The 19,785-nt window shown below is 71.0% G+C and carries 20 protein-coding genes; 14 read left to right on the top strand and 6 right to left on the bottom strand.

Annotated elements, in window-relative coordinates; all coding sequences use genetic code 11:
* Nucleotides 1–342: 342 nt before the first annotated feature.
* Nucleotides 343–792, bottom strand: a complete 450-nt coding sequence (locus OHS70_RS17030; protein WP_328398399.1) for a hypothetical protein — start codon at nt 790–792, stop codon at nt 343–345.
* A gap of 105 nt (nt 793–897) precedes the next feature.
* Here OHS70_RS17030 and OHS70_RS17025 point away from each other — a divergent pair, with 105 nt between their 5' ends.
* The 4 genes from OHS70_RS17025 to OHS70_RS17010 all read left to right on the top strand — a co-directional run bounded on the left by OHS70_RS17025 (nt 898) and on the right by OHS70_RS17010 (nt 5,927).
* Entirely contained in the window at nt 898–1,575 is a 678-nt protein-coding gene (locus tag OHS70_RS17025; protein ID WP_328398397.1) for a GntR family transcriptional regulator, read from the top strand.
* 9 nt (nt 1,576–1,584) lie between these two features.
* Nucleotides 1,585–4,086 carry a dolichyl-phosphate beta-glucosyltransferase gene (locus OHS70_RS17020; protein WP_328398395.1) on the top strand — a complete coding sequence of 834 codons (2,502 nt, stop codon included), beginning with the start codon at nt 1,585–1,587 and terminating at the stop codon, nt 4,084–4,086.
* 99 nt (nt 4,087–4,185) lie between these two features.
* Nucleotides 4,186–4,836: a hypothetical protein gene (locus OHS70_RS17015; protein ID WP_328398393.1), complete on the top strand. Its 651-nt coding sequence runs from the start codon at nt 4,186–4,188 to the stop codon at nt 4,834–4,836.
* A 140-nt stretch (nt 4,837–4,976) separates the two neighbouring features.
* Entirely contained in the window at nt 4,977–5,927 is a 951-nt protein-coding gene (locus tag OHS70_RS17010; RefSeq protein ID WP_328398391.1) for a class I SAM-dependent methyltransferase, read from the top strand.
* 392 nt (nt 5,928–6,319) lie between these two features.
* Here OHS70_RS17010 and OHS70_RS17005 read toward each other — a convergent pair whose 3' ends face one another.
* Nucleotides 6,320–7,066: an SLATT domain-containing protein gene (locus OHS70_RS17005; protein ID WP_328398389.1), complete on the bottom strand. Its 747-nt coding sequence runs from the start codon at nt 7,064–7,066 to the stop codon at nt 6,320–6,322.
* Between the two features lie 292 nt (nt 7,067–7,358).
* Between OHS70_RS17005 and OHS70_RS17000 the strand changes: the two genes are divergently transcribed.
* From OHS70_RS17000 to OHS70_RS16965, 8 genes are all read left to right on the top strand, one after another.
* Nucleotides 7,359–7,694, top strand: a complete 336-nt coding sequence (locus OHS70_RS17000) for a YbaB/EbfC family nucleoid-associated protein (RefSeq protein ID WP_328398387.1) — start codon at nt 7,359–7,361, stop codon at nt 7,692–7,694.
* Between the two features lie 82 nt (nt 7,695–7,776).
* Nucleotides 7,777–8,376: a recombination mediator RecR gene (gene recR / locus OHS70_RS16995; RefSeq protein ID WP_328398385.1), complete on the top strand. Its 600-nt coding sequence runs from the start codon at nt 7,777–7,779 to the stop codon at nt 8,374–8,376.
* A complete protein-coding gene (locus OHS70_RS16990) occupies nt 8,369–9,028 on the top strand; it encodes a DUF5063 domain-containing protein (protein WP_328398383.1) in 660 nt (219 codons plus the stop codon). Before recR ends, OHS70_RS16990 begins: the two co-directional genes overlap by 8 nt.
* A gap of 131 nt (nt 9,029–9,159) precedes the next feature.
* Complete coding sequence (locus OHS70_RS16985) at nt 9,160–9,903, top strand: hypothetical protein (RefSeq protein ID WP_328398381.1); 744 nt, start codon at nt 9,160–9,162, stop codon at nt 9,901–9,903.
* A 215-nt stretch (nt 9,904–10,118) separates the two neighbouring features.
* Entirely contained in the window at nt 10,119–11,390 is a 1,272-nt protein-coding gene (locus tag OHS70_RS16980) for an aspartate kinase (protein WP_328398379.1), read from the top strand.
* The gene (locus OHS70_RS16975) at nt 11,387–12,451 is read left to right on the top strand and encodes an aspartate-semialdehyde dehydrogenase (protein ID WP_328398377.1); all 1,065 of its coding nucleotides are present in this window, start codon (nt 11,387–11,389) and stop codon (nt 12,449–12,451) included. The genes OHS70_RS16980 and OHS70_RS16975 overlap by 4 nt, the downstream gene beginning before the upstream one ends.
* A gap of 300 nt (nt 12,452–12,751) precedes the next feature.
* On the top strand, nt 12,752–13,414 hold the full coding sequence (locus OHS70_RS16970) for a SigE family RNA polymerase sigma factor (RefSeq protein ID WP_328398375.1): 663 nt from the start codon (nt 12,752–12,754) through the stop codon (nt 13,412–13,414).
* Entirely contained in the window at nt 13,411–14,598 is a 1,188-nt protein-coding gene (locus OHS70_RS16965) for a hypothetical protein (RefSeq protein ID WP_328398373.1), read from the top strand. Before OHS70_RS16970 ends, OHS70_RS16965 begins: the two co-directional genes overlap by 4 nt.
* 131 nt (nt 14,599–14,729) lie before the next feature.
* Here OHS70_RS16965 and OHS70_RS16960 read toward each other — a convergent pair whose 3' ends face one another.
* The gene (locus OHS70_RS16960; protein ID WP_328398371.1) at nt 14,730–15,488 is read right to left on the bottom strand and encodes an SURF1 family protein; all 759 of its coding nucleotides are present in this window, start codon (nt 15,486–15,488) and stop codon (nt 14,730–14,732) included.
* A gap of 164 nt (nt 15,489–15,652) precedes the next feature.
* Entirely contained in the window at nt 15,653–17,479 is a 1,827-nt protein-coding gene (locus tag OHS70_RS16955; RefSeq protein WP_328398369.1) for a S9 family peptidase, read from the bottom strand.
* Between the two features lie 105 nt (nt 17,480–17,584).
* On the opposite strand from OHS70_RS16955, the gene OHS70_RS16950 reads away from it, so the two are divergent.
* Together OHS70_RS16950 and OHS70_RS16945 are read left to right on the top strand one after the other, a co-directional pair.
* Nucleotides 17,585–17,959, top strand: coding sequence for a nuclear transport factor 2 family protein (locus OHS70_RS16950; protein WP_328398367.1), 375 nt, complete (start codon nt 17,585–17,587; stop codon nt 17,957–17,959).
* Nucleotides 17,960–18,160: 201 nt separating this feature from the next.
* A complete protein-coding gene (locus tag OHS70_RS16945) occupies nt 18,161–18,379 on the top strand; it encodes a hypothetical protein (RefSeq protein WP_328398365.1) in 219 nt (72 codons plus the stop codon).
* A 35-nt stretch (nt 18,380–18,414) separates the two neighbouring features.
* Here the strand turns inward: OHS70_RS16945 and OHS70_RS16940 are convergent, their stop codons facing one another.
* Nucleotides 18,415–19,107, bottom strand: coding sequence for a 4'-phosphopantetheinyl transferase family protein (locus OHS70_RS16940; RefSeq protein ID WP_328398363.1), 693 nt, complete (start codon nt 19,105–19,107; stop codon nt 18,415–18,417).
* A gap of 101 nt (nt 19,108–19,208) precedes the next feature.
* Nucleotides 19,209–19,784 (bottom strand): TerD family protein, encoded by a 576-nt coding sequence (locus OHS70_RS16935; RefSeq protein WP_328398361.1) that lies wholly within the window; start codon nt 19,782–19,784, stop codon nt 19,209–19,211.
* Between the last annotated feature and the right edge of the window lies 1 nt (nt 19,785).

Genomic DNA, 19,785 nt, shown 5'->3' with positions numbered 1-19,785 from the left:
GATCCAGGGCCGAGGCCGTTCCGGGCCTACCTCCGGCATGATCCGTTCGCGTTCGCAAGCAGTACGGGAGGCGCGCACGGTGATCAACACAACGGCCGAGCGCGGTCGGTCCGATGGGGCTAAGCAGCGGCGCGCCGCCCGGCATGACGATGTCTTGCCTGTCGGCGCGCTCGGGTGCGGTTCGACCGACCGTGAACAGCGGTCGGCGTTCAGGCCTGTTCGAGGCAGCCGACTATCGGACTGTGTGACCGCGTGAACCTTTCCCGGCCTTGCGGGCACCAGGGGTTTACACATTCCCCGCCTCACCGGAGCTGATGTGACGCGACCATCGGCCGGCCGGCCTCACACCCCCCGTTCCACCTCCAGGAACCGCCTCTTGCGCGGCCCCCGGTACAGCAGTGCCTCCCACCCCAGCCGCCCCAACGCCTCGGCGCACGCCGTCAGTTCTGCGTCCTCCGAGTGGGCTGCCCCGCTGCCCGCCGGTCCCAGCCAGTCCACGTACACCGTGTGGGGGCGCTCGCCTGCCCGGACCCGGTAGCCCGTCGCCGTACGGCGCCCGTCCGCATCCATGCCCGAGGGCGCAAAGCCCGACGCCTCCAGCGCCAGGGCCACCGCGCGGACCGTCCGGTGCAGTTCCCAGGCGGCCGGGACGGCGGCCGGGTCCGCCGCGTCCGTGTTGGTCAGGCGGCGGATCTGCAGCATGCCCTCGAACGCCGTCCGCACCTCCGCGGCCCGGCCCGTCCCGGCGAGCGCCGGTCCGTCACCGGTGGCCGGCTCGAACCCGTCCGTCATTCCGGCCTCAGCTCCTCGTGCCGCCGCTGGTGAACGTATGCCCCGCACCCCGTGGCGCGGCCCTGGCCTATCGTGTCCGGGACCCGGAAAAAGGAGAAGGCCACCATGCCCGGCAACGGCGGCAGTACCTCTGTCACCCGCAGCACACTGCGACAGCAGATCGCGGACGCGCTGCGGGACGAGGTGCTGGCGGGGCGGCTGAAGCCCGGGCAGGCCTTCACCGTCAAGCAGATCGCCGACCAGTACGGCGTCTCGGCGACCCCGGTCCGTGAGGCGCTCGTCGACCTCTCCGCTCAGGGACTGCTCGATTCCGACCAGCACCGGGGCTTCAAGGTGCACCAGTTCTCGGTCGCCGACTACCGCAGCATGGTCGAGGCCCGCGCGCTGGTCGTCGACGGAGCCTTCCGCAGAGCCTCCGGGCGGGGCACCCTCATGGACGCGCAGGCCATGCTGTCGGTGCGCCGCCGGGCCGAGGAGGCCGCCAGGGCGGCGCGCGCCGGGGATCTGGACATCCTCATCGGCTACGACATCCGCTTCTGGCGCGAACTCAGTCAGATCGTGGAAAATCCGTACATCATCGACTTTCTGCACAAACTGTGCGTTCAGGCCTGGGTGTTCGCCGTGCCGTATCTGCGCGCCGACCCGCGGCTGCGGGACTGGCTGTGGGCCGGACACGAGGACGTCGTGCACGCGGTCGCCCGGGGTGACGAGAAATCCGTTCGCGCGGAGATCCGCGCGTACAACGACCATGCGCTCGCGTGGGCGGACCGGCTGGAACGGTGAGCTGAGGGCATGAGTATCGACGGGGGCACGAGCGCGGCGGTGAGCGCGGGCTTCGGCGTGGACGTACGTACGGACCTGGGCGCAAGCGTGGATCTGAGCGTCGTCGTACCGGCGTACAACGAAGAGGGGCGGCTGCGGCCGACCCTGGAGGCGATCTGTGCCTATCTGCGCGCCGATCCGGAGCGCTGGGGCAGCTGGGAGCTGATCGTCGTCGACGACGGCTCGACCGACTCCACCGCGAAGATCGCCCAGGAGGCGGCCGCCGACGAACCGCGTATCCAGCTGATCACCGGCGGGACCAACCGCGGCAAGGGCCATGCGCTGCGCCGCGGCGTGCTCGCCTCCTACGGCCGCCGTGTGCTGTTCACCGACGCCGATCTCGCGACGCCCATCGACGAACTCGCCCGCCTCGACGAGCGGCTCGCGGCGAGTGCCGGCGACGCGGCGATCGGCTCGCGCGCCCACCCGGAGTCGCGGATCGAGGTGCACCAGCGCCGTACCCGCGAATGGCTCGGCAGGATGGGCAACCGCCTGATACGGGCCGTCGCGGTGTCCGGCATCCAGGACACCCAGTGCGGCTTCAAGCTCTTCGACGGCGACAAGGCGCGGGCCGCGTTCGCCGACTCACGGCTCGACGGGTGGGGAATCGACGTCGAGATCCTCCGCTTCTTCCGGCGAGCGGGCTGGCAGGTCACCGAGGTCCCGGTCCGCTGGTCGCACGTGTCCGGCTCCAAGGTCCGGCCCGCGGACTACGGCAAGGTGCTGCTGGAACTGCTGCGGCTGCGCTCCCGGGCCGTGCGCCGCGTGGACGTCGCCGTCGCCGCGCTCTTCCTGCTCGCGTCCGTCGTGCTCTACAAGGACCTGTGGGCGGACCTCGGCGACGCCTACCTGCGTGACGCCGGCCAGGACCAGAACCAGTGGGAGTGGTTCTTCGCGGTCACCGCCGACAATGTCGTCCACCTGCGCAACCCGCTGTTCACCACGCTGCAGAACAACCCCGACGGCGTGAACCTGATGGCGAACACCGTCATGCTCGGCCTGTCCGTGCCGCTCACGCCCGTCACCCTGCTGCTCGGGCCGGCGGTCACCTGGGCACTCGTGCTCACCCTCGGCCTGACCGCGACCGCCGTCTCCTGGTACCGGCTGATCGCCCGGCGACTGGTGGCGAACCGGTGGGCGGCCGCGCTCGGCGGGGCGTTCGCGGCCTTCGCGCCGCCGATGGTCTCGCACGGCAACGCGCACCCCAACTTTCTCGTCCTGTTCATGATCCCGTTGATCGTCGACCGGACGCTGCGGCTGTGCGAGGGCCGCAACGTCGTACGCGACGGCGTGCTGCTCGGCCTGTTCGCGACGTACCAGATCTTCCTCGGCGAGGAGCCGCTGCTGCTGGCCGCCGTGGGCATGCTGCTGTTCGCGCTGTCGTACGCGCTGGCGCGGCGCGATGTGGCCCGGGCCTCCTGGCGGCCGCTGCTGCGCGGCATCGGCATCGCGCTGCTGGTGTGTGTGCCGCTGGTGGCGTTCCCGCTGGGCTGGCAGTTCTTCGGGCCGCAGAGCTACAAGAGCGTGCTGCACGGTGACAACGCCGGCAACAGCCCGCTCGCCTTCCTGCAGCTCTCGGGGCGCGCGCTGATGGGCTCGGACGCCGGGGCCGACCCGCTCGCCATGAACCGCACCGAGCAGAACGCCTTCTACGGCTGGCCCCTGATCGCGCTCGCGACGGCGATCGTGATCCGCCTGTGGCGGCTCGCGCTCGTCAAGGCGCTGGCGTTCACGGCGGTCGCGGCCGCGCTGCTGTCGCTCGGGCCGAAGTTCCGCATCCCGTACACGGACATCGTCCTGACCGGGCCCTGGCGGGGACTCGCCCATCAGCCGCTGTTCGAGTCGGTCATCGAGTCGCGGGTGGCGATGATCTGCGCGCCGGTGCTCGGTGTCCTGCTGGCGCTGGCGGCCGACCGCCTCGCGGCGCCGCGGGAGCGGCTGATGCGGGCGGCCGGGTTCGCGGTGCTGGCGGCGGCGCTGATACCGGTGGTGCCGACGCCGTACCCGGTACGGGAGCGGATCGAAATACCGGCCTTCATCGAGCACGGCGCCTACCGCCGGTACCTCGCCGCCGGCGAGTCCCTGGTCGCCGTGCCGCTGCCGAGCCCGGGCAGCGCGGAGGCATTGCACTGGCAGTCGTCCACGGGTCTGGACTTCAAGGTCGCGGGCGGGTACTTCAACGGGCCGTGGGGCCCGGACCGTATCGGCATCTACGGGGCGACCCCGCGCCACACCTCCAACCTCCTGGGCGAGGTACGCAACACCGGCCGGGTGCCGGAGATCGGCCCCAACTGGCAGGCGCAGGCCCGGGCGGACCTGGCGGCGTGGAAGGCGGGCGTGGTGGTGCTGGCGCCGCAGTACAACGACGGGCCGCTCTACGACGCCGTGTCGAAGCTGATCGGGCGGCCCGGTGAGCGAGTGGCAGGCGTGTGGGTATGGGACGTGGGTGCACCGAACCCGCCACGCGGCTGAGCTGGGCCGACCGGCGCTCTTCGCGGAATGTACCTGGCGCACTACGCTGTCCCGACCATCGCACGCTGTACCCCGTACCTGTTGGAGAGCGAGCCTGTCTTGGCCTGTGACCTTTGGTTGGTCCCCCTCGTCGATGTGCTGTGCCACAGCCCCGACAACCCCTTCGCCGAAGAGATCGCTTCCTACGACCAGGCGCTGACCGCTGCGGGTCTGCCGACGGTCCCCGTCTTCGCCTATATGCCGGGTCTGTCGGGTGATGTCGCCCCGGTGGCCGGGTTCGACTACGACGCGCTGCACTTCCTGCGGCGTGCCTATCTGCTCCAGCTGTGCGGTCTTGCGGTCACTCCGGTCGACGAACTGGGCGGCGACTACGAGCAGTTGCTGGAAATGTTCGAGACGACCGCCCAGCAGTCGCACCTGGTGTGGCACTACGACCATGCGGGCGCGTACGTCCCCGTGGACTTCGCGAACCCCCTGTTCAACGACGAACTGCTCGCGGGCGGCGGCCCGCTCGGCTCCACCCAGGGCCTGCTGCGCGAGCTGGAGTTCGTCGCCCCCTCGATCGGCATCGACCCGGTCAACCCCCCGGCCGCACCCGAACCGCCGACCCGGCCGACCTCGCTCGAGGAGCCGGCCGGCCCGATCCCGTACGACGAGAGCCCGTTCGCGCGGGAACGGCATGTGTGGCTCGGGCTGCACGCGGCGGCGACGCGGAGCCTGGGACAGGGCTCCATGATCATTTTCAGCTGATCGCGCCCGCGTCAACGGGCCGGCCGTATGCGGCGGGGGATGCGCCACCGGCCGGAAAGGGCGCCGGTAAAGGCGCCGCGGCTCCGGTTCCTTGCCTCGTTGTCGCCGTCTCTTCACCTCCGTCTGGTAGCACATGACGTATGTCACAGACGAACACCCCCACCGCGGGGGAGACCGCGGACGAACTTCCCAGGCCGGAGCGTTTCGCGGACGTCAAGGGCTGGTTCTGGTCCGTCGACCAGCTGCTCTTCGACTGGTTCCTGACCCGTCAGCGTGAGACGGACCAGAAGGGCGATCTGCTCGAACTCGGTGCGTACCTGGGCAAGAGCGCGATCTTTGTCGGCAGTTATCTGAGGGAGGGAGAGGAGTTCACGGTCTGCGACCTGTGGGACTCGCCGGCACCGGACGACTCCAACAGCGCGGAGATGGACCGCTCGTACGCGACGCTGACGCGGCGCGCCTTCGAGGCGAACTACCTTTCCTTCCACGACGAGCTGCCGCTCCTGGTGCAGGCCCCGACCTCGGTGATCACCTCCAGGGTCCGCGCGGGCAGCTGCCGCTTCGTGCACGTCGACGCCTCGCATCTGTACGAGCACGTCCACGGCGACATCGCGGCCGCGCGCGAGCTGCTGGTGCCCGACGGCATCGTGGCCTTCGACGACTTCCGGGCCGAGCACTGCCCGGGTGTCGCCGCGGCGGTGTGGGGCGCGGTCGCCACCGACGGCCTCAAGCCGATCGTGATCTCGGGCACCAAGCTGTACGGGACATGGGGCGACCCGACCGCGGCCCGTGAGGAACTGCTCGCGTGGCTGGAGACGCGGACGGACATGTGGCACGGGGTGGAGGAGGTGGCCGGTCTGCCGCTCATCCGTATCAAGGGCCCGAAGGCCCAGCCTCCGACCCCGCCCGTCTCGCGCCACGAACCGCTCGCGAAGCGGGCGTCGAAGAAGCCCGGACCGAAGGCGGAGCCGGCGGCCGCCACTGTCCCGCGGCCGGCCCCGCGCCCCCGCCCCTCGGCGGCCCGCCGCCTGGCGAAGGACCTGCTCCCCCCGATCCTGACCCGCGCGCTGACGTCGTCACGCCGTAGCTGAAGGCCGCGCAGGCCCCAGGACCTGCCCGGTCCGGGTGGGGCGGGCGGGGAGGCTCCCCACTCGCCCCACCAGAACCACGGACCTCCCGCCGGCCCTGTCCGTGGCATGACCTACTCTGCGATCAGGTGCCCAGCGACTTGCTGCTCGGCGACTCCATGTCGGTGCGCGTGACGGTCAGCGGGGTGCCGGCCCTGACCGTCGCGGCCCCCGCGTGCCCGGATCCGCGCGTCCTACGTCAACGGCAGCTCCGGCGACACGGTGAACTCCACCACCCACGGCGCCTGGAAGTACATCTACTTCTCCAACTGACCCGCCTCGACCGGACCGGCCCCGGAGTTGCGCTCAGCGCGGCTCCGGAGGCCGCCTGTTGGGAGGCGGTCCGTGGCCGGTGCTCAGCGCGGCGGCTCCGGGGGCCGCTGCCTCGGCATGTTCGGGCGCGTGCCCGGCGGCAGCGGGAAGCGGCCCTGGATGACGCCAGGCGTCGGCGCCGCCGCGTCCGGGCGGGACGGCCCGCCCAGGGAATGCATCACCCGTGGCGCCGGGCCCGCGCGGAAGTCGACCATCCAGTCCACCGTCTCCGAGCGCACCAGCTCCGAGACGTCCTCCGAGAAGCGCCGCAGCACGCCCAGGCAGCGCTCCGCCGCCTCGCTCGCCGTGCCCTCCGTGGGGCCCAGCACCTCGCGCACGCTCTCCGACGCCCAGTCGAACTGCAGCTGCTGCAGCCGCCGCTGCACCGCCTGCGCCGTCGCGACGCTGCGCATCCAGCCCGAGGTGAGCCCGAAGTACCGGTCGCAGCCCAGGCACGCGGCGCCGACCAGCAGCGACAGATAGCCCCAGCCCACGGCCCCGTCGACGGCCCCTGCCAGATCCAGCAGCGGCAGTGCCGCACCCGCGATCGCGCCCAGTGCCGTGCCGAGACGCAGCAACCGCGCGTGGCGCCGCTTGCGGGTCCGGTCCGCGAGATACCAGTCCGCCGTGCGCAGCGCGTCCGCCTCGACCCACCGGTACAGCTCGTCCAGCCGCTCCGCCGGCTCGCCCCAGTCGCCGAGTGGGAACGCGCGCCCGGTCAGGTCACCCAGCGGCGCTTCGCCGCCCTCCTCCCGGGCAGACCCCCCGGGCTGCATCTCCGGCTGGCTCACCGGTGCACTCCTCTGCGCTCTGGTACGGACACGTCCTCAAAAGATGGTGACGTTACACCCTGTGACGTACGGTGCGCTCGTGCGTTCTGGTGTGCATGCCCTTCCTACCGCCGAATGGTGGGCTGTGGGCCGGAAAACCGGGTATTTCCGCCCGCATGAGGGTCTTGATCAGGTAGAGGAGCCCAGCGCCACTCACTCGAAAGAGTTGGTCGCCGTCGGGTGGGGCAGGTGCCCCGGCGACCACGTAGGCTCGGCTTACCGAACATTCGTCGTCGACATGCCAGGAGTGACCGTGATTCCCGGTGGTGGCCAGCCCAATATGCAGCAGTTGCTCCAGCAGGCCCAGAAGATGCAGCAGGACCTCGCCCGCGCCCAGGAGGAGCTCGCGCAGACCGAGGTCGAGGGCCAGGCGGGCGGCGGCCTGGTGAAGGCCACCGTCACCGGCTCCGGCGAGCTGCGCGGCCTCGTGATCGACCCCAAGGCCGTCGACCCGGAGGACACCGAGACGCTGGCGGACCTCGTCGTCGCCGCCGTACAGGCCGCGAACGAGAACGCGCAGCAGCTTCAGCAGACCAAGCTCGGCCCGCTCGCACAGGGACTCGGCGGCATGCCGGGACTCGGTTTCTAGCAGCAGCTCCCGCGGCTGCTCTTCTAAGCCTCACATCCACCAACTACCGTTAGCACCAAGCACTCTCGGGAGAGGCGTTCCGTTGTACGAAGGCGTGGTTCAGGACCTCATCGACGAACTGGGCAGGCTGCCCGGCGTCGGTCCCAAGAGCGCGCAGCGGATCGCCTTCCATGTCCTGCAGGCCGAGCCCACCGATGTGCGCCGTCTCGCGCACGCGCTGCTCGAGGTCAAGGACAAAGTGCGCTTCTGTGCGGTGTGCGGCAATGTCGCCCAGCAGGAGCAGTGCACCATCTGCCGTGACCCGCGCCGCGACCTGTCGGTCATCTGTGTCGTGGAGGAGCCGAAGGACGTCGTCGCGATCGAGCGGACCCGCGAGTTCCGGGGCCGCTACCACATCCTCGGCGGCGCGATCAGCCCGATCGAGGGCGTCGGCCCCGATGACCTGCGCATCCGTGAGCTGCTGGCCCGCCTCGCGGACGGTGCGGTCACGGAGCTGATCCTGGCCACGGACCCGAATCTGGAGGGCGAGGCGACCGCCACGTACCTCGCACGCATGGTGAAGCCGATGGGACTCAAGGTCACGCGGCTGGCCAGCGGTCTGCCCGTGGGGGGAGACTTGGAATACGCCGACGAGGTCACGCTCGGGCGTGCCTTCGAGGGGAGACGACTGCTCGATGTCTGACGCCATGCTGCACGCCGTAGGCCAGGACCCGGACGACTTCGCGGTCCAGATCGCCGATTCGATCGAGTCGTTCATCGTTGCGACCACCGAAGTGGCGAAGGGCGACGAGCCCGACAGTGCGGTGCCGTTCCTGCTGCTGGAAGTCTCCCAACTCCTGTTGACCGGCGGCCGACTTGGCGCGCACGAGGACATCGTTCCGGACGAGCGGTACGAGCCGGACGCCGGGCCGGATGTGGACGTCGACGACCTGCGCGAGCGGTTCGCCGTCCTGCTCGATCCGGTGGACGTCTTCTCCGAGGTCTTCGACCCGTACGAGCCGCGCAAGGCGCCGGTCCCCAGCCGGATCTCCGACAGCCTCGCGGACATCGTCACCGACCTGCGGCACGGCCTGGCCCACTACCGGGCGGGCCGCACCACCGAGGCGCTGTGGTGGTGGCAGTTCTCGTACTTCTCCAACTGGGGACCGACCGCGTCCGCGACCTTGCGCGCCCTGCTGTCCCTGGTCGCCCATGTCCGCCTCGACCAGCCGCTTCAGGAGCTGGACGGCCTGGACACGGACGAGGACCTCCCCGAGGACGCGCTGGCGGAGGAGGCCGGCAAGGTCATGGTGGAGGAGATCGCGGCCCCGCTGGGCCTGCGTACGGCACGCTGATCCGGTCGTCACGCTGATCCGGTCGTAGCGGCAGGTCGTAGCGGAACAGAGACCGTCCGAACCGTCCCGCCTCTGTCGGCACGCTGATACTTTTCGGCCACCGTCGAGGTACGAGCCGGGGAGCGGACGCAGTGGCACAGGGGTGGGCGGGTGCGCGCCTGCGGGCAGGCGTGGCGGCGGGCGCGGTGGTGCTGACGGCCGGGCTGGTGGGCGGATGCTCCCCGGACGGCAAGAATGCGGCGGCGCAGTCCCCGGCCCCAGGTTCCACGTCCTCGACGGTTTCCGCCTCACCCTCCGGCTCGCCCTCGGCATCCGCGTCGCCGTCCCCTGCCGGCTCGCCCTCGGCGACCCCTGCGACGCCCGTGCGGACGTCCGCCGTGCCCACCCGGCCCGCGCGGCCGGTCCCGGCGACGTTCCTGTCGATGTACGCCACGACCGCCGGCGGCCGGCTCCAGGTGCCCCGCGGCGGGGCCGCCCAGGAGTTCACGATCACGGTCCGCAACGGCAACGCCCGGACGTACGGAGCACTGGTCGTCGCGTTCCAGATGGAGATCGCCATCAGCTCCGAGGGCCCCGCGGCGCCGCAGAACGGCATGGTGCTCGAGCGTCGCGATCCGGCCACCGGTGCCTGGCGCGCGGTCGAGCTGCGGGTGGCCAACGACGCGCTGCCGCCCTCGCTGCACAAGGGCGGCGCCCCGCTCGCCAAGGACGCCGTCCGTACCGAGCGCTACCGCATCAGGGCCACGAAGGGCGGCCCGGCCGTGTCCATGCCCTTGATGATCACGGCGGTCGACACGACGGCCGGGCAGGGGACGTCCTATGACCGTGCGTTTGCGGCCCGCACGTCGCTGACGGTCTCCACGCGTCAGGGCTGACACCCGGGGCTCCTGTCGTGTGAGCCGGGCCACACCTTCGCGTACCCCGTGCCGGTGGGGGCAGGAGTCGGTCCGAGCGGCCGTGAGCGACGCTTCTGGATCACAAAGTGAGCGGGACATCTCAGGATGTGACATCACAGAGGCGAAGCGCGGCCGCTCGTTAGACTGAGCCGACCGCAGTGAAGACTGCACAAGAAACCGAGCGAGGAGCGCACGTGGGCCTTGTCGTGCAGAAGTACGGAGGCTCCTCCGTTGCCGATGCCGAAGGCATCAAGCGTGTCGCCAAGCGAATCGTCGATGCCAAGAAGAACGGCCATCAAGTGGTCGTCGTGGTTTCGGCGATGGGCGACACGACGGACGAGCTGATCGATCTCGCCGAGCAGGTATCTCCCATGCCTGCCGGTCGCGAATTCGACATGCTGCTGACCGCCGGAGAGCGGATCTCCATGGCGCTGCTGGCCATGGCGATCAAAAACCTGGGCCACGAGGCCCAGTCGTTCACCGGCAGCCAGGCAGGCGTCATCACCGACTCGGTCCACAACAAAGCGCGCATCATCGATGTCACGCCGGGCCGGATCCGTACCGCGCTGGACCAGGGCAACATCGCCATCGTCGCCGGTTTCCAGGGGGTGTCCGCGGACAGCAAGGACATCACCACCCTCGGCCGCGGCGGCTCGGACACGACCGCCGTCGCCCTCGCCGCGGCGCTGGATGCCGAGGTCTGTGAGATCTACACCGACGTCGACGGCGTCTTCACCGCCGACCCGCGCGTCGTGAAGAAGGCGAAGAAGATCGACTGGATCTCCTTCGAGGACATGCTGGAGCTCGCCGCCTCCGGCTCCAAGGTGCTGCTGCACCGCTGCGTCGAGTACGCACGCCGATACAACATCCCGATCCACGTGCGCTCGTCCTTCTCCGGGCTGCGCGGCACCTGGGTCAGCAACGAGCCGCAGGGAGACCAGCAGGTGGAGCACGCCATCATCTCCGGAGTCGCCCACGACGTCTCCGAGGCCAAGATCACGGTCGTCGGGGTGCCGGACAAGCCGGGCGAGGCCGCGGCCATCTTCCGGACGATCGCCGACGCCGAGATCAACATCGACATGGTCGTCCAGAACGTCTCGGCGGCCACCACGGCGCTGACGGACATCTCCTTCACCCTGCCCAAGACGGACGGGGCCAAGGCCATCGACGCCCTGGAGAAGGCGAAGAGCGCGATCGGCTTCGACTCGCTGCGCTACGACGACCAGATCGGCAAGATCTCCCTGGTCGGCGCGGGCATGAAGACCAACCCCGGCGTCACCGCCTCGTTCTTCGAAGCGCTGTCGGACGCGGGCGTGAACATCGAGCTGATCTCCACCTCGGAGATCCGTATCTCGGTGGTCACCCGCGGCGACGACGTCAACGAGGCCGTGCGCGCCGTGCACACCGCCTTCGGTCTCGACAGCGACTCCGACGAGGCTGTCGTCTACGGCGGCACCGGGCGATGATCCACAAGCCGACGCTCGCGGTCGTCGGAGCGACCGGAGCAGTCGGTGCGGTGATGCTCCAGATCCTGTCGCAGCACGCCGACATCTGGGGCGAGATACGACTCGTCGCCTCGCCGCGCTCGGCCGGCCGCAAGCTGGCCGTGCGCGGCGAGGAGTGCGAGGTCGTGGCGCTGGGCGAGGACGCCTTCGATGGCGTCGACGTGGCGCTCTTCCTGGTGCCCGGCGAGGTGTCCGGGCAGTGGGCACCGGTCGCCGTGGCCAAGGGCGCGGTCGTCGTCGACAGCTCGCCCGCCTTCCGGCTGGACCCGGACGTTCCGCTGGTCGTTCCGGAGGTCAATCCGCATGCCGTACGGGTCAGGCCGCGCGGCATCGTCGCGAGCCCCCACGACACCACGCTCACCCTGCTCCCGGCGCTGGGGGCGCTGCACGCGGAGTTCGGGCTGCGTGAGCTCGTCGTCTCCTCCTACCAGGCCGCCAGCGGCGCGGGGCGCGACGCCGTGGCCGCGCTGCGCACGCAGCTGTCCATGGTCGCCGGGACCGAGCTGGGCGCGGGCCCCGGCGACGTACGCCGCGCTCTGAGCGACGAGGACCTCGGGCCGCTGCCCGCGCCGCTCGCGCTCAACGTGGTGCCGTGGTCCGGCACGCCCGAGGAGGGCGGCTGGTCCTCCGAGGAGCTGGGACTGCGGGCCGAGACCCGCAAGATCCTCGGCCTGTCCGGGCTGCGGGTGACGGCGACATGTGTCCGCGTCCCCGTGATCACGACACACTCGCTGTCGGTGCATGCCCGCTTCGAGCACGAGGTCACCGTGGAAAGGGCGCACGAGATCCTGGCGACCTCGCCCGGCGTGGTGCTCTACGACGACCCCGGCGCGGGCGACTTCCCGACACCGGCCGATGTGGTGGGGACCGATCCCACCTGGGTGGGGCGGGTACGGCGGTCGCCGGACGACCCCTGTGCCCTGGAGCTGTTCGTGTGCGGTGACAACCTGCGCAAGGGGGCCGCGCTGAACTCGGTGCAGATCGCAGAAGCGGTGGCCGCGGAGCGGGCCGCGGCCGGCTGACAGACGTGCGGCGTGACCTGACGGCCGGGCTTTGTAGGATCTGAGGGCACCCTGTGATCCAAGGTCCAAGGTCTGTACCACTTGAACTGGAGCGTCAGGATGTTCGATTATCGCATTCCCCCTTGCTGCAACCGGTAGTCGGGCGGGAAGCGTCTATGCGGTTGCCTCGATGCGGTGCCGCGACACATGGGGCATTTGGGGCATCGGGGAAGAACGAGTGCGCATGAGGGCAGACGGTGCACCGCCAAAAGCGGTGGCGTACGCGTACAACCCTGGCGGGGGGAAGCGTGTCCAACAGGCGTGGCAGAGGTACTCGACATTGCAAGGGTGGTCCCGGTCCGCGGCGCTTCGATGCGTCCGGCCCGCAGGACCCGCCCGCCCGGCGGCCTGCCGGTGATCGCACCCATGCCCGCTCCGCGGACCACCCGCGTCCCGACACCGCGGCAGGGCGCTGACGACGCCATGACTGCCGGTACCACGGTCGATCACCTCACCGAGACCTACCGCGCCCACTACCGGTCGCTGCTGGGTCTCGCCGCCCTGCTCCTGGACGACACGGCCTCCTGCGAGGACGTGGTGCAGGAAGCCTTCATCCGCGTGCATTCCGCGCGCAAGCGCGTGCGCGATCCGGAGAAGACCCTTGCCTATCTGCGGCAGACCGTGGTCAACCTCTCCCGCTCCGCGCTGCGCCGCCGCATCCTCGGCCTGAAGCTGCTCTCCAAGCCGATGCCGGACATGGCGAGCGCGGAGGAGGGTGCGTACGACCAGCTGGAGCGGGACGCATTGATCAAGGCGATGCGCGGGCTGCAGCGGCGACAGCGTGAGGTGCTGGTGCTGCGGTACTTCGCCGACATGACCGAGGCGCAGGTCGCCGAGACCCTGGGAATCTCGCTGGGTTCGGTGAAGGCGTACGGCTCACGAGGCATCGCGGCGCTGCGCGTCGCCATGGAGGCCACGGCATGAGCGGGCACAGGCGCAGCTTTGAGCGGTACGGGCCGGACGGGCCGTTTGACGACCGGACTGGGAACGAGATTGTGAACAACGGGCCGGATACAGAGCCGGGCAACGGCCTCGGCGGAGATCGAAGCGGCGGTTCGGGCGCGGGGCGGGGCGGCTCGGGAGCGGGCTTCGGCGGCCCGGGCGACCTGGGAGACCCGGGCGATGGCCTGGGCGGTGAGGAAGCCGCTCTGCGGCGTCTGCTGCACGGCGTGGTCGAGGACATCGAGCCGTCCGACGGAGCCCTCGACCATCTGCGCCGGGCGGTCCCCGCACGGCGCGCCCGCAAGCGGCAGGCGCTCGTCGGCATGGCGGCCGCGGCGCTGCTGGTCGGCACCGCGGTACCCGCCTTCGTCCATGTGGCGGGCTCCGGTGCCGGTGACAGCGCCAACCCCGTCAACGCCGGGCACGGCGAGCAGGCCCACGGCGGCACCGGCGACGATCCGGACGCAGGCGACGCCGGCAAGGGGACCGAGGGTCCCTCCGCCGGCGGCGAGGGCAACGAACAGGGCGAGGGCAACGGCACGACCGAGCCGGGCGAGCAGCCCAGCGGTGCCGGAGACGGAGCATCGGGCGCGGCCCAGTCGCCGGGCGCCGGCGCCGGGAGCGCCCCGGTCTGCGACTCCACCCACCTCGTGGTCATCTCGGCGCAGACGAACGCACCGGACGGCGAGGGCAAGGTGTACGGCACCTTCCGCGTCGCGAACAACTCGCAGAGCGAGTGCGCGGTCAGCACCAGCGATGTCACCTTCTCGGTGTCCGGTGCCGCCGACCCGACCAAGATCACGATGGCTCGCCATGTCACCGGCGATGCGGCAGGCGCACTGCCCGACCCCTCCCAGGAACTGCCGACAGTGGTGCTGAAGCCGTCCGCGGCCTACGAGGTGAAGTTCGGGTGGGTGCCGTCCGACAGCTGCCCCACCACCGACCCCTCGCCCGACCCCTCGCCCTCGGACGGCACACCGGGTGACAGCAGCGGCACGGGCACGTCGGACCAGACCACGACGCAGCTGTTCGCGGACGGCGGCGTGCAGGACGGAAGTGTCACGGTGTCGCATCCCGCCCAGGGCGGTGCGGCAACTGCCACGACCACGGTCACGAACGCCTGCGCAGGCACGATCTACCACACCGGACTGCTGCCGGGGCAGTGACGAGGCACCACGGGTGAGGGGGCGGGACCGCGACCGCGGTCCCGCCCCCTCACGGCTGTCCGGCACGGGCGGGTGTGCACACGGACGGGTCGGACGGCCGGTGGACAGCCGCCGGTGTGCAGACGCCGGTGTCAGGCGGTCTCCGGCTCCAGGCCGAGCTCCCGGTCCCTGGCCGCCTCCGCCTCGCGCCGCGCCAGCCGGAACCACATGAAGAGCACGAAGCCGGCGAACGCGAACCACTCGCCGGTGTACCCGAGGTTCTGGAACGCCTTCAGATCCAGCCCGCTGTTCTGCGGCGCGGCCGCCGGGACGGCCGTCAGGCCCCGGTCCGCCTCGGTGAGCGTGATCCATGCGTCGTACACGTCGTCCGGCACCATGTTCACCAGCGAGGCCGCGCTGATCATGCCCAGCTGGCCGCTCGGCAGCCCGCCCGTCGCGCGCACCCCGTCGGTCCCCACGGTCTCGGACGCCTGCAGCGCGCCGGTGACCGTGACCCGGCCCGTGGGCGCGGCCGGAGCCTTGCCGCCCTCGGCGAGCCAGCCGCGCACCACGGGCAGCGTCCGGCCGCTGTCGGTCCTGAGCAACGTCAGCACGTACGAGCCGCGCCGGCCGTCCAACTGCCGCTCAGGCACGAGGAACTGCTTCCCGTACGTCCCGCCGGCCGTCGCCGGCCGGCCCGACGTCTCCTTGTCGACGGGCAAGAGCTCCTCGATGGGCGCGGCCCGCTCCTCTTGCACCGCACCGGTCTGCTGCTCGGCCGCTCGGTGGCTGTCGACGCGGTCCTCGAACCTGCCGAGCTGCCATGACCCCATGAAGATGCAGAAGGGGATCGCCAGCACGACGAAGACATTGATCCCCCACCAGCGAGGGGTCAGCAGGAAGCGGTACACCCCTCCACGGTACGGAACCCGCCCGTCCCGGCCGGGTGCGGGGTCCGCGAGGAGCCGGTCGGCCGTCCGTCCGCCGCCTGCCCGGCCCGTCCGGAACGCGGTCGATGTCCTGTCTGCTGCCGACCGGGGCCGGGGCCCGGCCGAGCGGCACCCGGGCTCTTGCCTCAGCCCAGATGCCGCTCGGCGAACTCGATCTCCAGCCGCACCTGCTTGATGCGCTCCTCCACCACCAGCGAGCCGTGTCCCGCGTCGTACCGATACACCTCGTGGACCGCGCCGCGCGCAGCGAGGCGGTCCACATAGTTCTCGACCTGACGGATCGGACAGCGCGGGTCGTTCACCCCCGCCGAGATGTAGACCGGTGCGCGGACCGCGTCGACATACGTCAGCGGGGACGAGGCCGTCCACCGCTCGGGAACCTCCTCCGGAGTGCCGCCGAGGAGCGTACGGTCCATGGACTTCAGCGCCTCCATCTCGTCGTGGTACGCCGTGACATAGTCCGCGACCGGGACCGCGGCCAGACCCAGCGCCCAGGCATCGGGCTGGGTGCCGAGCCCGAGCAGCGTCAGATACCCGCCCCAGGAGCCGCCCGCCAGGATCAGCCGGGCCGGATCCGCGAGACCGGACGCCACCGCCCACTCGCGGACCGCCGCGATGTCCTCCAGCTCGATCAGCCCGACCCGGTGCTTGAGGGCGTCCGTCCACTCCCTGCCGTAACCGGTCGAGCCGCGGTAGTTGACCCGTACCACCGCGTACCCGTGGTCGATCCAGGCCGCCGGGCCGGCGGCGAAGGTGTCGCTGTCGTGCCAGGTCGGGCCGCCGTGGATCTCGAAGACCGTCGGCAGCGGACCGGTCGCCCCCGCCGGTTTCTGCACCAGTGCGTGGATACGGCCCCCCGGCCCCTCCACCCAGGCGTCCTCGACGGGGACCGACTCGGGAGCCGTCATGCCCGGAGGGTCGAGGACGACACCGCCCGCGGTCGAGCGCACCTGCGGCGGCAGGGCCGCCGACGACCACAGGTACTCCACCGAACCGTCGGGGCGGGCGGTCGCGCCCGAGACCGAACCTGCCGGCGTCCCGATACGCGTCAGCTCGTGCGCCGCCAGGTCGTAACGCCACAGCTCGCCGCGCGCCTCGACGCTGTGCGCCACCAGCAGCCCGGAGCCGTCCGGATACCACTCGGCGTTCACGTCACCGGGCAGATCGATCGCCAGGTCGCTCTCCTCACCCGAGGCGATGTCCCAGATCATCGGCTCCCAGCGGCCCCTGCGCTGATGCCCGACGAGCAGCCGGGTGTCCCCGTCGACCGGTGCGAAGCCGAGGACCTCGAGCCCGAGCTCCACCGTGCCGTTCTTGGTGTCGTCGAGCTCGGCGACCGTCGTCCCGTCCAGCCGCAGCACACGCAGGGCGGAGTGCATCGCGTCCCCGTGCTCGGTGTGCTCGATCGCGAGGAGCGTGCTGTCGTGCGACAGATCTCCGACCCCGGCCGACTCCCGGTGCCGGTAGATCTCGGCCGGTGCCTCGCCCGCCCGTACGACATGGATGGTGCTGCCGTCCTCGTCGGTGGAGCGGCCGATCACCGAGGTGATGCCGTCCCGGCCGATGGCCAGACCTCCGGGATAGGAAGGTTCGAGGCCGGGGGCCGCCGGCTCGTCGTCCCCGCCGCCGAAGGGCTGGCGCATCCAGATGCCGAACTCGTCCCCGTCGGTGTCCGCGAACCACCAGATCGCCTTGCCGTCGGGGGTGAGCACGCCGTCCGTCGTGCCGTTCGGCCGGTCGGTCACCTGGCGCCGGCTGCCACTGGCCCGGTCCCATGCGTACAACTCGTACGTCCCGGTGGCGTTGGAGACGAAAAGGGCGCGGTCGGGCGCGTCCTCGGCCCAGTCGGGCAGTGAGACGCGCGGTGCCCGGAAGCGCCTCTCCCAGTCGGGTACCGCGGCCTCGGCGGTCAGGTCGGACGGGTGGGGCGTAGTGATGGCTGCGTCGCTCATGCCCCCAATGAAACCGGAAAATGTCCAGGCCAGCCGCAGCCTGTGGACAACTTCGTCGGCACACGCTCCGGGCCGATTGTCGGTGGCCGGGTGCACACTCGCCGTATGACCGTACTGCGCAAGACAGTTGAGACGTATTGGTCGGCCGCGGAGTCCCGGGACTGGGCGGCCTTCGCGGCGACCCTCTCGGAGGGTGTGGTGTACGAGCTGCCGCAGACGCGTGAGCGGATCCGCGGCCGGGAGCGGTATGTCCGGTTCAACCAGGAGTATCCGGGTGACTGGCACATCAGGACCGAGCGCGTGGTCGCCGACGGGGACCAGGTCGTCACCTGGGTCCATGTGACGGTGGGCCTGGAGGAGATGTATGCGATCGTGTTCTTCACCGGTGACGACGAGGGCCGGATCACCTCGGTCACCGACTTCTGGCCCGAGCCGTACGAGCCGCCGGCGGGCCGCGAGCATCTGGCCGAGCGTTACTGACCGGCCTTGGCCGCCGAGGGTGAGGGCGACGGCGATACGGCAGGATCACCGACCCAGGGGAGGCTCATGAACACCGCACAGCCCCAGCCGCCGGCGTCCACGCCCGGCTGGACATCCGTCACGGCGTACGAGAACGTGCCGGGCTGTCTCCACCCCCTGGCCGCCCTGCGCGCTTGACTGCGTGACCGCGGCATCGACTGGATGCCCTTCGCGGCCGACGACATCCGGTGGGGCCTCGCCTGCGGGCCGGGCCCCGACGGTCGCTGGCGGGGCTGGTTCACTGTGAGTGTCCGCGACGACGCCCTGCGGGCCCTCGGACTCCACCCGGATCAGCCGACCGCGCAGGTCATCGGAGCCCCGCCGCCGGGCTGGTGGCATGCGACCGCCGAACGGGCCGCGTCCGGGCGGTGGTTCATGTGACCGGACGGGCGGCGGTGCAGGAGACCGAGCGCCGGCTAACGGGGTGCGTCCTCGTCGGCGCGGCACACGGCGACCGCCGCCGAGTAGCCGGCGTCGGTCGGCAGATCGGCGATCAACCAGCCCTCGTGCGAGGCGGGTTGCGGTCCCGCGCCCACGTAGTTCAGCGACAGGTCCTCGTTCAGGCCGACGCCCATGGCCTTCAGCAGGGCCTCCTTGCGGGTCCAGCACCGGTTGAAGGCCTCGGCGTGCCCGGCGGCGGGCACCGCGGCCAGCTCGGCGCGCTCCTGGGGGTGCAGCTGCTGAGCCACATCTGCGGCCGTGGCCGCTTCCGGAACCGCCTCGACATCTATCCCCACAGGCACCGACGCGAGAGCGATCATCACCATGCCCGTGGTGTGCGACAGCGAGAAGTGCACAGCCCTGTCCGGCACATGGGGCCGCCCGTGCGGTCCGCCGCAGTGCGCGCACGGTTCACGGAGCAGGGTGACCGCCTCCGGGGCCAGCCCGAGCCGCTGTCCGAGCAGCCGGCGCAGGGTCACATGGGCGACCGCGTACGCATCCCGGTCGCCGGGCCGGCGGAACCCGGCCAGCCGTGCGGACTCCTCGGCATCCAGGAGCCGGCGGTGCGCGGCGGCGTCCCGGGCGTGGTCGGGCACCCGGCCGGACCACAGCAGCTCCAGCCCCGGGAGCAACCGTGAAGCGTCACCGATGGGCATGTCGAGCGGCATCTCGTCCTCCGGCGGCGTCGGCCTGGGCAATATGCATCGACCGTACTCCACCGGAGCGGGGCCGGCCCGGAGCGGGCCGGGCCCCAACCAGCCGGTACGGCTCAGATGTTGACCCCGAAGTCCTGCGCGATGCCGCGCAGGCCCGAGGCGTAGCCCTGGCCGACTGCGCGGAACTTCCACTCCGCGCCGCTGCGGTACAGCTCGCCGAAGACCATCGCGGTCTCGGTCGAGGCGTCCTCGCTCAGGTCGTAGCGGGCGAGCTCGGAGCCGCCTGCCTGGTTCACCACGCGGATGAACGCGTTGCGTACCTGGCCGAAGGACTGCTGACGGGTCTCACCGTCATAGATGGAGACCGGGAAGACGATCTTGTCGACGTCGGCCGGGACGGCGGCCAGGTTGACCTTGATCTGCTCGTCGTCCCCCTCGCCCTCACCCGTGATGTTGTCGCCGGTGTGCTCGACCGAGCCGTCCGGGCTCTTGAGGTTGTTGAAGAAGACGAAGTTGCCGTCGCCGGCGACCTTGCCCTCGGCGTTGGTCAGCAGGGCGCTGGCGTCGAGGTCGAAGTCGGTGCCGGTGGTGGTCCGGACGTCCCAACCCAGGCCCACGGTGACCGCGGTCAGGCCCGGGGCCTCCTTGCTGAGTGAAACATTGCCGCCCTTGGACAGGCTGACACCCATG

It is taken from the genome of Streptomyces sp. NBC_00390 (genome assembly GCF_036057275.1).
Classification (GTDB): Bacteria; Actinomycetota; Actinomycetes; order Streptomycetales; family Streptomycetaceae; genus Streptomyces.
Note: the sequence above shows the minus strand (reverse complement) of the source record. Positions and strands in the feature narration are given on the sequence as shown.